Consider the following 13,313-nt stretch of genomic DNA (forward strand, 5'->3'; position numbering starts at 1 on the left):
TCATATGACGTTCGGATTCTCTGACCACTTCCCTCGTCGAGTGGCGGTGTCGGCCTGCTCCCTCTGTCTGGCGGGCCTGCTGGCGCTGACGCCCGGTACGGCCGCCGCCACCACGGGGGCGCTGGATCCGGCTCCGCCCCCGAGGGCGGTGGTGCCGGGGCCGTCGCTGCTCTACCGCTCCGGCACCCAGGTGCGTCCGCACCTCGGGGCACCCGCGGTACCGGACGTCTCCGCGCTGTCCTGGCTGGTCGCCGACGCGGACAGCGGCCAGGTGCTGGCGGCGAACGAGGCGCACCTCAGGCTGCCGCCGGCCAGCACGCTGAAGACCCTGTTCGCGCTCACCGTGCTGCCCGTCCTGCCGGCCGGTATGGAACACCGGGTGAAGGCCGCGGAGTTGGCGGACGTCGCCGAGGGCAGCAGCCTGGTCGGTGTCGAGGAGGGGCACACCTACCGGGTGTCCGACCTGTGGCGCGGGGTCTTCCTGAGCTCCGGCAACGACGCCGTGCACGTCCTCGCCGCCCTCAACGGGGGCTGGGACCGCACCGTCACCCGGATGCAGACCGAGGCCCGGTCCCTGGGCGCCCTCGACACCCATGTCGAGTCCCCCGACGGCTATGACGCGCCGGGGCAGGTCTCCTCGGCGTTCGACCTGGCGGTGTTCGGCCGGGCCGGGCTGCGCAATCGCGACTTCGCCCGGTACTGCTCCACCGCCGAGGCCCGCTTCCCGGCCGGCGACGGCTGGACGTTCGGCATCGAGAACACCAACCGGCTGCTGACCGGCGAGGACGGTGTGCCGCGCTACCCCGGCCTGATCGGGATCAAGAACGGCTACACCAGCAACGCCGGCAACACCCTCGTCGCCGCCGCCCGGCGGGGCGGGCGCACCCTCGTCGTGACGGTGATGAACCCCCAGGACGGCGGCGTGTACGACGAGGCCCGTCAGCTGCTCGACTGGGGCTTCGGCGCGGCCGGGCGGGTGGATCCGGTGGGTTCGCTGGACGCTCTGCGGCCCGCCCCCCGGCCGGGACCGAGCACCGCGCCGATGGCGGCGGCCACCGCGCCCGAGGACGACTCCGGCTGGTCGGACAGCGCCATCGCCGCGGCCTTCGCGGGTCTCGGCGCGGGGGCCGTGGCTCTGGCGATGCGGCTCAAGGGCGACCGCTCCGACAGGTCCCCGCGGGACTGACCGGTCGGCAGCCGGAGCAGCAGGCCCAGCGTGATCCAGGTGTAGAGGTTGCTGCCGAGGAACCCGTCGATGCCGGACGCGTCGTCGAACCAGAGCCACACCACACTGGTGCACATGACCGCGTAGAGGGCGCCCGCGATCCGCGGGTACCCCGCACGGGCCAGGATCGCGAACGACGGCAGCACCCACACCAGATGGTGCACCCAGGTGATCGGGCTGACCAGGCAGGCGGCGAGACCGGTGAGCGCGAACGCGGCCGTCCAGTCCCCGGCCGCCAGGGCCTTGTGGGTCCGCCACGCCCACACGGCGAGGGTGAGCAGCACCGCCGTCGCCCACAGCGGCTTGTCCGGATGCCCGAGCCGGGCCAGTACACCCTGCAGCGACTGGTTCGACACATAGTCGAGCCGGCCGACCCTGCTGGTGTCCCAGAGCGCCTGCGTCCAGTAGAAGCGGGACGCCTTCGGGTCGGCCCAGGCGGCGAGACCGGTGGCGGCGAGCGCCACCGCCGTGGCCGTCGCCGCCGCCCGCCACCTACGCGCGAGCAGCAGCATGCCGATGAACAGCGCAGGCGTGAGCTTGACCGCGGCGGCCAGCCCGATCCCGGCCCCTGCCCAGCGGCCCCGCCCGCTGCGCAGCAGACAGCAGTCCACCAGCACCAGGGCGAGCAGTATCACGTTCACCTGGCCGAAGCTGAAGGTGTCCCGCAAGGGCTCGAACAGCGCCAGCGCGCACAGGGTCAGGGCCCAGCGGTACCAGCCCCACCGCCGCCAGCCCGGCCCGGCCAGGATCCGCAGCACGAAGGCCAGCGCGGCCAGGTTCAGCACCAGCGAGACGGCGATGGCCAGGTGCAGCCCCACCAGCGCCATGGGCAGCATGCCGAGCGCGGCGAACGGCGGATAGGTGAACCCGTAGGCCGTCCCGGGCACCCGGTAGTCGTAGATCCGCCCGCCGTGGTGCACCCAGGTGTGCACGGTGCCGTAGTACACGCGCAGGTCGAACCAGTCGCGCAGCAGCGGCACGGTGGCCGTGAACACGGTCACGGCGGCGACGAGGACCAGGACGAGCAGCAGCCTCCCCCGGTCGGTACGCGGTCCGCTCATGCCGTACGTCCCACGGCCGGGGCCTGCGCGGCCTGGTGGGCCTGCCAGAGCACGACCACCCCGAGCACCCCGCCGGAGACGGCGAGAACCAACTGGCCGACGTCAGCGGGTCCGCCGCTGGGCAGCACGGCGAGGGCGAGCACCCCGGTGACGGCGGCCACCCGGTGCCGTACCGAGGTGCTGGGTGCGGCGGCCGCTATCAGGAACAGGCCCCAGATCGCGTACCAGGGCCGGATCGCCGGGCCGAACGCGGCCACCGCGGCCAGGCTCAGCCCCAGGGCGTAGACCGGGCGGGGCCGCAGCCGGACCCATATCAGCAGCACGGTCACGGCGGTCAGCGCGAGCCCGAGCAGATGCCAGGCCGGGACGGCCAGCGGCGCCAGGCCGCTGCCGAGGTGTTCGAGCAGCGCGCCGGTGGCCCGGCCGAGCAGGCTGCTGAGCGCCCAGTTGTGCGGGGAGACGGGCGTGTCGAGCGCCCTTATCCACCCGTACCCGGTTCCGGCGACTGCGGTCGCGACCACCGTCGTGGCCCCGGACGCGGCCGCCGTGATGAGAGTGGCGCGTACCGGGCTGCGGCCCTTGCGCGTCTGTACGACGATCACGGCCAGCAGGCCCAGCGCGGCGGGCGCCTTCACCAGCGCCGCGAGCGTGACGAGCACGGCTCCGAGGATCGGCCAGCGGCCCAGCGCCGCGACCAGGCCGAGGCCGAGCAGTCCGAGCATGATCGCGTCGTTGTGGGCGCCGGCGACCAGGTGCAGCAGCACGAGCGGGTTGAGGGCGCCGAGCCAGAGCGCGGCGGCCGGGTCGGCGCCGCTGTGCCGGGCGAGCCGGGGCAGTGCGGCCGCCATCAGGCCGACGCCGAACAGGGCCACCAGGCGCATCCCGAAGAGGCCGGCCGGGAGTTCGCCCCGGGTCAGCCCGGACAGCAGCGAGGCCATCCCCATGAAGGCGGGGCCGTACGGGGCGGCGGTGTTCTGCCACACCGGCGCGACCTCGTCGGCCAGCGGACCGCCGAGCTGGGCGGGGCCGGACGTGTAGACGTCCATGTGCGCGTCCACCATCGCGCCCTGGGCGAGGTAGCTGTAGACGTCCCGGCTGAACAGCGGCGGCGCGAGCAGCAGCGGGGCCGCCCAGACGGCGAGGACCAGCAGCAGCTGTCGCGGGGTGGGTGGCGCTGCGCTGCGCACGAGGCGGCCGAGCAGCAGCCACGCCGCTATCAGCAGTACGACGCCGAAGTAGACACCGACCAGGCCGAACGCCGCCTGTACGGGGCTGGGTGCGAGCAGATCCTCCACGGGCAGGGCGCCGGCGGTCTCACCTCCCAGCGCGAGGAAGGCGGTGCCTGCCAGTCCCAGAACCTGGCAGCGGCGTAGATCGACGGGGAAAGCCATGGCCAACACTGGGTCAGCGTGTCAATGGTGGGTGGCCGGAAAGCGACGGGGTGTTTTCCTGGGGGCGGCCTGGCTGTTACCTGTGGGGGGTGGCTGCGTTGTCGGGTGCGGGTGGGTGGGGGCTGGTCGCGCAGTTCCTCCCCCAGCCTTCGGCCGGGGGTACCCCCAGCGCCCCGTCAGGGCGCTAGAACACCGACAGGCCTGTCAAAGTGGTGAAGCGGTCCAGCGCCGCCACTCCCGCCACCGAGTTGCCCCTTTCATCCAGCCCCGGGCTCCACACGCAGATCGCACAACGGCCCGGCACCACGGCGATGATGCCGCCGCCCACCCCGCTCTTTCCCGGCAGGCCCACCCGGTACGCGAAGTCGCCCGCCGCGTCGTACGTGCCGCAGGTCAGCATCACCGCGTTGACCTGCTTCGCCTGGCTTCTGGTCAGCAGGCGGGTGCCGTCGGCGCGGATGCCGTGGCGGGCCAGGAACGTGGTCGCCAGGGCGAGGTCGGCGCAGGAGGCGGCCACCGAGCACTGGCGGAAGTACTGGTCGAGCAGGACCGGGATGTCGTTGTCGATGTTGCCGTAGGAGGCCATGAAGTGGGCCAGCGCGGCGTTGCGGTCGCCGTGCTGGGACTCCGAGGCGGCCACCTCCTTGTCGAAGTCCAGGGAGGCGTTGCCGCTCTCGGCGCGCAGGAAGGAGAGCAGTTCCCCGGCGGCGTCCCCGGTACGGGTCTGGAGGCGGTCGGTGACGACGAGGGCGCCGGCGTTGATGAAGGGGTTGCGCGGGATGCCCTGCTCGTACTCCAGCTGGACCAGGGAGTTGAACGGGTTGCCGGAGGGTTCACGGCCGACGTGTTCCCAGAGTTCGTCGCCCTCGCGGGAGAGGTCCAGGGCGAGGGTGAAGACCTTGGTGATGGACTGCGTGGAGAACGGCTGCCGCCACTCCCCCACGCCGTAGACCGTGCCGTCCAGTTCGGCGACCGCCATGCCGAAGCTGCGCGGATCGCAGGCGGCGAGGGCCGGGATGTAGTCGGCGGGGCGGCCGCGGCCGGGCGTGCGGCCTATCTCCTCGGCGATGCGCTCCAGGACCGGCAGGAAGGCGGGGGACGACGACATTGTCATGATCACCATTGTGCCTCCATGCCGGTCCTGGTGGGTACTCGCAGGTCAGGCGAGGGGCGACCCGCTGCCGGCGACGACCTCGGGGCGCAGCAGGGCCGCGAGCCGTTCGGCGGGCAACAGGCCCTTCTCCAGGACGAGTTCGGCCACACCGCGGCCGGTGACGAGGGCCTCCTTGGCGATGTCGGTGGCCGCCGTGTACCCGATGTACGGGTTGAGGGCGGTGACCAGACCGATGGAGTTCTCGACGGTGGCGCGCAGCACGTCGGTGTTGGCGGTGATGCCGTCGACGCACCGCTCGGCCAGCGTCAGGCAGGCGTTCCGCAAGTGCGTGATGCTCTCCGAAAGGGAGTGCAGAATGATCGGCTCGAACGCGTTGAGCTGGAGCTGTCCGGCCTCGGCGGCCATGGTGATGGCGACGTCGTTGCCGATGACCTCGAAGGCGACCTGGTTGACGACCTCGGGGATGACCGGGTTGACCTTGCCGGGCATGATCGAGGAACCGGCCTGCACCGGCGGCAGGTTGATCTCGCCGAGCCCCGCACGCGGCCCGGACGACAGCAGCCGCAGGTCGTTGCAGCTCTTGCTCAGCTTGACCGCGATCCGCTTGAGGACGCCGGACATCTGGACGAAGGCCCCGCAGTCCTGGGTCGCCTCGACCAGGTTGGCGGCGGTGACCAGGGGCAGCCCGGTGATCTCGGCGAGGTGGCGGCGGGCCGACTCGGCGTATCCGGCGGGCGCGTTGAGGCCGGTGCCGATGGCGGTGGCGCCGAGGTTGATCTCGTGGATCAGCTCGACGGCCTCGGCGAGCCGGCTGCGGTCCTCGTCGAGCATGACGGCGAAGGTGGAGAACTCCTGCCCGAGCGTCATGGGCACCGCGTCCTGCAACTGCGTGCGGCCCATCTTCAGGACGTCACGGAACTCGACGGCCTTGCGCCCGAAGGAGTCCTGCAGCACGGCCATCGCCCGGAGCAGACCGCGCACCGCGAAGACGGTCGCGATCTTGACGGCGGTCGGGTAGACGTCGTTGGTGGACTGACCGAGGTTGACGTCCTCGTTGGGGTGCAGGTACTCGTACTGCCCCTTCTCGTGCCCGAGCAGCTCCAGCGCCCGGTTCGCCACGACCTCGTTGGCGTTCATGTTCGTCGAGGTGCCGGCGCCGCCCTGGATGACGTCGACGACGAACTGGTCGTGCAGCTTGCCGTCCCGGATCTCCCGGCAGGCGGTGACGATGGCGGCGGCCTTCGCGGGCGCCAGCAGCCCCAGTTCCTCGTTGGCGAGGGCGGCGGCCTCCTTGACGGCGGCGAGGGCGTCGATCAGATGCGGGTAGGCGGAGATCGGCTTGCCGGTGATGGGGAAGTTCTCCGTGGCACGCAGGGTGTGCACACCCCAGTACGCGTCGACGGGCACGTCACGGTCGCCGAGCAGATCGTGTTCGCTACGGGTGACGAGAGTGGTGGTCATGAGGGTAGGAATTCCTCTTTCGGAGGGAGTTGTTTTTCAAGGCACGGCACTGAAGCGCCCCGTCAGGGGCGCTGGGGGTACCCCCGGCCGAAGGCTGGGGGAGGAACTACGCGACCAGCCACAACGGACCCGCAGCCGCCGACCGACAAGTCGGCCCACCCCACTACGCGCAGGCCGGAGCCGAAACCGGCTCCAGCGACCGGACAGGCCGCACACACCCGACCGGCCGCCCACCCCCGAGCAGCGCCTCACCGGCGAACTCGGTCAGCAGCTCCGGAGCAACTCCGGCCCGCGCCAACGCCGCCGCGGCCACCGGCACCCGCGCCCGGTTCGCCCCGTCGGCGATCTTCACGGCCACGGCCCGCCCGTCCGGCAGCGCCGCGACCTCGACGCCCTCGAAGCCGTCCTTGGCGAGCAGCCCCGGCACGGCCCGCATCAGCGCGGCCACGTCACGCCCGGCACCGGACGCCATCTCGGCGTGCTCGCGCATCGCGTCGGCGACCCGAGCCTCGGGCGTACCCGGCGCGGCGGCGACGATCCGCGACACCGCGCGGGCCAGCCCGTGCAGGGAGATGGAGAACAGCGGCGCACCGCAGCCGTCCACCGACGTACGGGCGATCCGCTGCCCGGTCAGGTCCTCGACGATCTCGGCGATCGCCTGCTGGAGCGGATGGGCCGGATCGAGGTAGTCGTCCAGCGACCAGCCGTTCAGCTTGGCTGTCCACAGCATCGCCGCGTGCTTGCCGGAGCAGTTCTGGGCGAGCCTCGACGGCAGCCGGCCCTCCCGCACCCAGGTGTCCCGCACGACCGGGTCGTACGGCATGTCGGGCACGTTGCGCAGGTCGTCCTCCGCCAGTCCGGCGAGTTCGAGCATGCGCCGGGTCCCGGCGAGGTGGCGTTCCTCGCCGGAGTGGCTGGCGGCGGCCAGCGAGAGCAGGTCGCCGTCGAGGGGCAGCCCGGCCCGCAGCATGGCCACGGCCTGGACGGGCTTGAGGGCCGAGCGCGGGTAGAACGCGGCCTCGATGTCGCCGAGCTGGAACTGGACCTCTCCGTCGGCGCCGAGGACGGCGACGGAACCGTAGTGGATGCCCTCGACGACCCCGTCGCGTATGAGGTGGGCGACGGGGGCGTGGAGGGGTTCACGGACGATGGGTGCGTCCGCGGGGGAACTGCTGTACATCACTTCCTGGTCTCGGGTGAGTCGGGACGGACCGGTTCGCGGTTCACGCGCCGGTTCCGGCGGACGGGCGCGCCACGCGGCGGCGGATGGCGTACCAGCCGGCGACGAGCGCTGCGACGATCAGCGGCACACAGAGCACGGTGGTGCGTCCGGCGCCGCCGTCGGCGTACATCAGGACCAGGACGGAGGCGAGGAACGCCAGCGTCACGATCTCGGTCCAGGGGGAGCCCGGCAGTCGGTAGCCGGGGCGGGTGAGTTCGCCGTTCTGGGTCTTCCGCCAGAAGAGCAGGTGGCAGAGCATGATCATGCCCCAGGTGGCGATGATGCCGATCGCCGCGAAGTTGAGGACGATCTCGAACGCGTCGGCGGGGACGACGAAGTTGAGGCCCACGCCGAGGACACAGATACCGCTGGTGAGCAGGATCCCGCCGTACGGCACCTGGGTGCGGCTCATCTTCGCGGTGAACTTCGGGGCGGAGCCGTTGACGGCCATGGAGCGCAGGATGCGGCCGGTGGAGTAGAGGCCGGAGTTGAGCGAGGACATGGCCGCGGTGAGGACGACCAGGTTCATCACACCGCCGGCCGCCGGGACGCCGATGTGGGAGAGCACGGTGACGAAGGGGCTCTGGCCCGCCGTGTACTTGTTCCAGGGCAGCAGCATCGACAGCAGGATGACCGAGCCGACGTAGAACAGGCCCACGCGCCACATGATCGAGTTGATCGCCTTGGGCATGATCTTCTCGGGGTTCTCCGTCTCACCGGCGGCGACGCCGACCAGCTCGACCGAGGCGTAGGCGAAGACGACGCCCTGGATGATCAGCAGCATGGGCAGCAGGCCGTTGGGGAAGATGCCGCCGTTGTCGGTGATCAGGGACGGGCCGGGGGTGGTGCCGTCGACGGGGTGCTGGGTGACCAGCAGAAAGATGCCGATGACCATGAAGATCACCAGTGCGCTGACCTTGACGATCGCGAACCAGAACTCCAGTTCGCCGAAGATCTTCACCGAGATCAGGTTCACGGTGAGGACCACGGCGAGGGCTATCAGGGCGATCACCCACTGCGGGATGTCGGAGAACATGCCCCAGTAGTGGGTGTAGGTGGCGACCGCGGTGATGTCGGCGATGCCGGTGGTCGCCCAGTTCAGGAAGTACATCCAGCCCGCGGTGTACGCGCCCTTCTCGCCCAGGAACTCACGGGCGTACGAGACGAAGGCGCCGGAGGAGGGGCGGTAGAGCACGAGTTCGCCGAGGGCGCGTACGACGAGGAACGCGAAGATGCCGCAGACCGCGTACGCGACGAAGAGGGAGGGGCCGGCGTCGGCGAGGCGGCCGCCGGCGCCGAGGAAGAGGCCGGTGCCGATGGCACCGCCGATGGCGATCATGTTGACGTGCCGGTGCTTCAGCGACTTGCTGTAGCCGTGGTCTCCGGCGTCGACGTGACGGGACGAGGGGCGCGTCTCGTCTTTGAGGTGCTGTTCGCTCACGCCTCGGTTCCGCCTTCCTGGTGCTTGTCCGTGCGCGCGGGGCGCACGATGTGGGTGAGGGTCGTCTCGACGCGGTCGAGGTGGTGGCTCATGGCCTCCACGGCGTCGGGTTCGGAACCGTCGATCAGTGCTTCGACGATGGCCCGGTGCTCCCGGTTGGACTGCTCCCGGCGGCCGCCCAGCTCGTTGAGGAAGGCCGACTGACGCGCCAGTGCGTCCCGGATCTCCTCGATGACCCGGCGGAAGACCGGGTTCTGGGCGGCCTCGGCCACGGCGAGGTGGAAGAGGGTGTCCATCGCGACCCACGCGGTGGTGTCCGTCTCCCGCTCCATGCGGTCGAGCAGATGGGCCAGGTGGTCCAGGTTCTCCGGGGTGCGGCGCAGCGCCGCGTACCCGGCGACCGGGATCTCGATGTGCCGGCGCACTTCGAGCAGGTCGCTCGCCGCGTAGTCGCCGAAGGTGGGGTCCTCGACGGCGTTCGCGACGACGAAGGTGCCCTTGCCGGTCTTGGAGACGGTCAGGCCCATCGTCTGCAGGGCCCGCAGGGCCTCGCGCAGGACGGGCCTGCTGATCTCCAGGGTGCGGCAGAGCTCCGCCTCGGAGGGGAGCTTGTCGCCTATGGCGTACTCGCCGCGCTCGATGGCACCGCGCAGGTGCGCCAGCACCGCCTCCATGGCGCTCACACGCCGTGGGGGCTGTCCGGCTGTCGGGCTGTCTGACAGGTTCACGGGTGAGATGTTCCGGGTTGCGGGAGGAGACTGTCAAGGTTTCGGGAAAGGAAACATTCACGGGGTGCGACGCCTGAATGTGCAGGCATCACACCCCGTGGTGGTGCGAGGACGGACCGGACCGGTGCAGCGGTGGCAGGTCAGGCGTTGATGGTGCCCGTGGCGAGGAGGCCGAAGACCGCCAGGCCGATCACGATCCGGTAGATCACGAAGGCGTTGAAGGAGTGCTTCGCCACGAACTTCAGCAGCCAGGCGATGGAGCCGTAGGCGACCACGAAGGAGACGATCGTGCCGACCGCCAGCGGGGCGGCGCCGACGCCCGCGCCGAGGGCGTCCTTGAGCTCGTAGATACCGGCGCCGGTCAGGGCCGGGATGCCGAGGAAGAAGGAGAGCCGGGTGGCGGCGACGCGGTCCAGGTCCAGGATGAGCGCGGTGGACATGGTGGCGCCGGAGCGGGAGAAACCGGGGAAGAGCAGGGCGAGGATCTGGGAGCAGCCGACCAGCATCGCGTCCTTGAACGAGGTGTCGTCCTCACCGCGCTTGTGGCGGCCCATCTGGTCCGCGCACCACATCACACCGGAGCCGACGATCAGCGAGCCGCCGACCACCCAGAGGGAACCGAGCGCACCGTCGATCAGCGGCTTCGCCGCCAGGCCCACCAGGACGATCGGGATCGTCGAGTAGATGACCCACCAGGCGAACTTGTAGTCGTGGTGGTAGCGCTCCTCCTTGTTGGCCAGACCGCGGCCCCAGGCGGTGACGATCCGCTTGATGTCCTTGAAGAAGTACACGAGCACGGCGGCGATGGCGCCCACCTGGATGACGGCGGAGAACCCGACGACGGACTTGTCGTCGACGGGGATGTTCATGAGCCCCTCGGTGATCTTGAGGTGGCCGGTGGAGGACACGGGGAGGAACTCGGTCACCCCCTCGACGACACCGAGGACGACGGCTTGACCGACGGAGATGGCGCTCATGGGATCCAGTTCTGCAGAGTTTGGTCGACAGTGCTGTAGACAGTCTTACAACGGCCGGGTATGAGGCAAGTTCTAGGCCCAGAGGGCCTGGGCAATCGCGACTCCTGCGAAGGCCGCCCCGAGTCCCGCCACGAGGCTCGCGACGACGTTGGCGGCAGCGTAGAGCCCGGCGCCGGTCTCGGTCAGCCTGAGGGTCTCGTACGAGAACGTCGAGTACGTCGTCAGCGCCCCGCACAGCCCGGTCCCGAGGAGCAACTGGAGATGCGGGCCGGCGGCGCCCGCCGAGGCCGCGCCGGTGAGCAGGCCCAGGATCAGGCAGCCGGTGACGTTGACCACGAAGGTGCCCCAGGGGAAGACGGAGTCGTGCCTGGCCTGGACGGCACGGTCGGTGAGGTAGCGGAGCGGGGCACCGACGACGGCGCCGAGCACGACCAACAGCCAGTTCACAACGACTTCTTACCTTCCGCGTCCGTTTTGGTCGTGTCGTCCGTGCGGCCGACGTACCTGATGACCTCGCAGTCGTCGAGGGTGACGAGGCCCTCGGTCACCAGTTCGTCGAGCTGCGGCAGGAAGTCCCGGACCCGCTCCTCTGTGTCCACGATCACGACCGCCACCGGCAGGTCCTCGCTGAGCGACAGCAGCCGGGCGGTGTGGATGCGGGAGGAGGCGCCGAAGCCCTCGATGCCCCGGAAGACGCTGGCGCCCGCGAGGCCGGCCGTGTGGGCGCGGTGCACGATCTCGGTGTAGAGGGGCTTGTGGTGCCAGATGTCGTCCTCGCCGATGTAGACGGTCAGGCGCAGGGCGCGGCCGGTCAGTCTCGTCATCGCTGCCTCCGGGTGAGGACACGGCGGGTCGCGGTGGCCGCGCACCACACCGCCGCCATGGCCGCGCACAGGGTCGCGGCGAGATAGGCCAGGCCCGTGGCGGGGCGGCCGTGGTCGACCAGTTTCTGGATGTCGACGGCGTAGGTGGAGAAGGTGGTGAAGCCGCCGAGGACGCCGGTGCCGAAGAAGGGGCGGACCAGGCGGTGCGCGGGGAGTCCTTCGGTGATCAGCACCAGGAACGCGCCGATCACCGCACAGCCGACGACGTTCGTCCAGAAGGTCGCCCAGGGGAATCCCCCGGCGGCCGTGGGCAGGGCCAGGGCGAGTGCGTAGCGGGCCACGGCGCCGATCGCGCCGCCGGCGGCGACCACCGAGACGACCGGTGCCTGGGTACGCCACTCGGACCGGCGGCGCGGGGCCGGCTGGACACGGAGGCTCTCGGCTTCCGGGGCTGTCATCGGTCGTACGTCTCCTGTTCGGCACCACCCCGACGGGGTTCGGCACCGCTCCGACGGGGGCAACAGGCTACCGCCGGGCGTACCCGCCGGTCACTTCGCGGTGGGGGCCGCGCAGACCGCGATGCCGGGCTCCCAGACACTGCCGAGGACCAGGTGGCGGCCGGTCCGGCAGACGCTGGTGACCATGCGGAAGCCGGAGTGCCGGCGCGCGAGGTGGTGGACGACCCTGCCGTGGTCGTCGAGGGCCACGACGGCGACGGTGCCGACGGGCCGGTAGGGGGCGTGCACGGCGGCGCGCGCGGCCGCCCTGCGGACGGCGGGCGGGGTGCGGTGCAGGACGTCGAGCGCCGGGTTGCGGGGGCCGGCGAGTGCGACCCAGGTGAGGTCGCCGTCCCGCCACATGTTGTCCGGCATCCCGGGGAGCTCCGCGAAGAACTCGGCGCGGCCGGTGCGCGGGCCGTTGAGCCAGTAGCGGGTGAGTCGGTACGCGCCGGTCTCGGCGACGATCAGGAAGGTGCCGTCGCCGCTCACGGCCAGTCCGTTGGCGAACTGGAGCCCGTCGCAGGCCACTTCGGGCTCCGTCGCGCCGGGGGCGAGGCGCAGCAGGCGGCCGGTGCCGCTGTGCTCGACGATGTCGCCGATCCAGTGGTCGAGGGGGAAGCGGCGGCTCGACTCGGTGAAGTACACCGTGCCGTCGGGCAGGGCGACCACGTTGCTCGCGAACCCGAGCCGCTCCCCCGCAACGGAGTCGGCGAGCACGCGCACGACTCCGTCGGTGAGGCCGACGCGCAGCAGACCGCGCTCCGCGTCGCAGACCAGCAGGTCGCCGTCCGGGAGGAGTTCCAGGCCCAGCGGGCGGCCGCCGGTCTCGGCGAGCACCCGCACCCTGGCGGTGTCCGGGTCACCGAGGTCGTCCAGACGCAGGATGCGGCCGTCCGCGACGCCAGTCAGGACCCGGCCTTCCGGATCCGTCACCACGTCCTCCGGGCCGCGGCCGCCGACGGCGACGTAGTGGAGGGGGAAAAGACGCTCGGGACGGTCCATGGATCCCATACTGTCAGGCGGAACCGGTCTCACCAGCCCTTCTCGAACATCCTGGCCACCTCGGCGATCCGGATCTCGTCGCGCCGGTAGTAGGTACGGTGCCGGATGCGCTTGGTGCGCAGCAGGCCGAGGCGGGTCAGCAGGCTCAGATGGGTGCCGGCGACCTTGCGGGAGACACCGAGCTTGGCGGCGACGGCCCGGACGGTGACACCGTCCTCGACGAGGTCCGCGTGACGCTGGGGCGGGAAGTGGGCCGCCGGATCCTTGAGCCAGTCCAGAATCTCCAGGCGGCTTACGCCCTTTGCGTTCCTCAGCATCCGACCGGCCTCCGTCCCCTGCCTCCTCGTAGTTCGTTTTTCCCACTGTC

At 71.1% G+C, this 13,313-nt stretch carries 13 protein-coding genes and 1 pseudogene; 1 reads left to right on the forward strand and 13 read right to left on the reverse strand.

All coding sequences use genetic code 11. The features are described from left to right. Window positions 1-4: 4 nt before the first annotated feature. Window positions 5-850 (forward strand): annotated as a pseudogene (locus EDD90_RS03550) (D-alanyl-D-alanine carboxypeptidase family protein); the annotation flags it as partial. An 89-nt stretch (window positions 851-939) separates the two neighbouring features. On the opposite strand, the gene EDD90_RS03555 reads toward EDD90_RS03550, so the two are convergent. From EDD90_RS03555 to EDD90_RS03615, 13 genes are all read right to left on the reverse strand, one after another. Then, window positions 940-2,286, reverse strand: coding sequence for a glycosyltransferase 87 family protein (locus tag EDD90_RS03555; protein WP_123971696.1), 1,347 nt, complete (start codon window positions 2,284-2,286; stop codon window positions 940-942). Further along, window positions 2,283-3,677, reverse strand: coding sequence for a polyprenol phosphomannose-dependent alpha 1,6 mannosyltransferase MptB (mptB, locus tag EDD90_RS03560; protein ID WP_123971697.1), 1,395 nt, complete (start codon window positions 3,675-3,677; stop codon window positions 2,283-2,285). The genes EDD90_RS03555 and mptB overlap by 4 nt, the downstream gene beginning before the upstream one ends. Before the next feature lie 184 nt (window positions 3,678-3,861). Next, complete coding sequence (locus tag EDD90_RS03565) at window positions 3,862-4,800, reverse strand: glutaminase (RefSeq protein ID WP_123971698.1); 939 nt, start codon at window positions 4,798-4,800, stop codon at window positions 3,862-3,864. 36 nt (window positions 4,801-4,836) lie between these two features. After that, window positions 4,837-6,252: an aspartate ammonia-lyase gene (aspA, locus tag EDD90_RS03570; RefSeq protein WP_123971699.1), complete on the reverse strand. Its 1,416-nt coding sequence runs from the start codon at window positions 6,250-6,252 to the stop codon at window positions 4,837-4,839. Window positions 6,253-6,415: 163 nt separating this feature from the next. Next, on the reverse strand, window positions 6,416-7,432 hold the full coding sequence (locus tag EDD90_RS03575) for an asparaginase (protein ID WP_123971700.1): 1,017 nt from the start codon (window positions 7,430-7,432) through the stop codon (window positions 6,416-6,418). Window positions 7,433-7,475: 43 nt separating this feature from the next. Beyond that, the gene (locus tag EDD90_RS03580) at window positions 7,476-8,915 is read right to left on the reverse strand and encodes an amino acid permease (protein ID WP_123971701.1); all 1,440 of its coding nucleotides are present in this window, start codon (window positions 8,913-8,915) and stop codon (window positions 7,476-7,478) included. Continuing rightward, window positions 8,912-9,589: a FadR/GntR family transcriptional regulator gene (locus tag EDD90_RS03585; protein WP_123980838.1), complete on the reverse strand. Its 678-nt coding sequence runs from the start codon at window positions 9,587-9,589 to the stop codon at window positions 8,912-8,914. The genes EDD90_RS03580 and EDD90_RS03585 overlap by 4 nt, the downstream gene beginning before the upstream one ends. Window positions 9,590-9,783: 194 nt before the next feature. Continuing rightward, a complete protein-coding gene (locus EDD90_RS03590; RefSeq protein WP_123971702.1) occupies window positions 9,784-10,620 on the reverse strand; it encodes an undecaprenyl-diphosphate phosphatase in 837 nt (278 codons plus the stop codon). Window positions 10,621-10,692: 72 nt separating this feature from the next. Next, window positions 10,693-11,067 carry a fluoride efflux transporter CrcB gene (gene crcB / locus EDD90_RS03595; protein WP_123971703.1) on the reverse strand — a complete coding sequence of 125 codons (375 nt, stop codon included), beginning with the start codon at window positions 11,065-11,067 and terminating at the stop codon, window positions 10,693-10,695. Then, window positions 11,064-11,444: a DUF190 domain-containing protein gene (locus tag EDD90_RS03600; RefSeq protein WP_123971704.1), complete on the reverse strand. Its 381-nt coding sequence runs from the start codon at window positions 11,442-11,444 to the stop codon at window positions 11,064-11,066. The genes crcB (EDD90_RS03595) and EDD90_RS03600 overlap by 4 nt, the downstream gene beginning before the upstream one ends. Beyond that, a complete protein-coding gene (crcB, locus tag EDD90_RS03605) occupies window positions 11,441-11,902 on the reverse strand; it encodes a fluoride efflux transporter CrcB (protein ID WP_123971705.1) in 462 nt (153 codons plus the stop codon). The genes EDD90_RS03600 and crcB (EDD90_RS03605) overlap by 4 nt, the downstream gene beginning before the upstream one ends. Before the next feature lie 90 nt (window positions 11,903-11,992). Beyond that, complete coding sequence (locus EDD90_RS03610) at window positions 11,993-12,946, reverse strand: SMP-30/gluconolactonase/LRE family protein (protein ID WP_123971706.1); 954 nt, start codon at window positions 12,944-12,946, stop codon at window positions 11,993-11,995. A 29-nt stretch (window positions 12,947-12,975) separates the two neighbouring features. After that, window positions 12,976-13,263, reverse strand: a complete 288-nt coding sequence (locus EDD90_RS03615) for a helix-turn-helix domain-containing protein (protein ID WP_123971707.1) — start codon at window positions 13,261-13,263, stop codon at window positions 12,976-12,978. Window positions 13,264-13,313: the final 50 nt, after the last annotated feature.

It is taken from the genome of Streptomyces sp. Ag109_O5-1, assembly GCF_003814875.1.
Lineage (GTDB): Bacteria > Actinomycetota > Actinomycetes > Streptomycetales > Streptomycetaceae > Streptomyces > Streptomyces sasae.

What these genes read in the sequence shown, in the direction of transcription:
- EDD90_RS03555 (WP_123971696.1), bottom strand. Translation starts at nt 2,286, where the DNA reads ATGAGCGGACCGCGTACCGACCGGGGGAGGCTGCTGCTCGTCCTGGTC.
- mptB (WP_123971697.1), bottom strand. Translation starts at nt 3,677, where the DNA reads ATGGCTTTCCCCGTCGATCTACGCCGCTGCCAGGTTCTGGGACTGGCA.
- EDD90_RS03565 (WP_123971698.1), bottom strand. Translation starts at nt 4,800, where the DNA reads ATGGTGATCATGACAATGTCGTCGTCCCCCGCCTTCCTGCCGGTCCTG.
- aspA (WP_123971699.1), bottom strand. Translation starts at nt 6,252, where the DNA reads ATGACCACCACTCTCGTCACCCGTAGCGAACACGATCTGCTCGGCGAC.
- EDD90_RS03575 (WP_123971700.1), bottom strand. Translation starts at nt 7,432, where the DNA reads ATGTACAGCAGTTCCCCCGCGGACGCACCCATCGTCCGTGAACCCCTC.
- EDD90_RS03585 (WP_123980838.1), bottom strand. Translation starts at nt 9,589, where the DNA reads ATGGAGGCGGTGCTGGCGCACCTGCGCGGTGCCATCGAGCGCGGCGAG.
- EDD90_RS03590 (WP_123971702.1), bottom strand. Translation starts at nt 10,620, where the DNA reads ATGAGCGCCATCTCCGTCGGTCAAGCCGTCGTCCTCGGTGTCGTCGAG.
- EDD90_RS03600 (WP_123971704.1), bottom strand. Translation starts at nt 11,444, where the DNA reads ATGACGAGACTGACCGGCCGCGCCCTGCGCCTGACCGTCTACATCGGC.
- crcB (WP_123971705.1), bottom strand. Translation starts at nt 11,902, where the DNA reads ATGACAGCCCCGGAAGCCGAGAGCCTCCGTGTCCAGCCGGCCCCGCGC.
- EDD90_RS03610 (WP_123971706.1), bottom strand. Translation starts at nt 12,946, where the DNA reads ATGGACCGTCCCGAGCGTCTTTTCCCCCTCCACTACGTCGCCGTCGGC.
- EDD90_RS03615 (WP_123971707.1), bottom strand. Translation starts at nt 13,263, where the DNA reads ATGCTGAGGAACGCAAAGGGCGTAAGCCGCCTGGAGATTCTGGACTGG.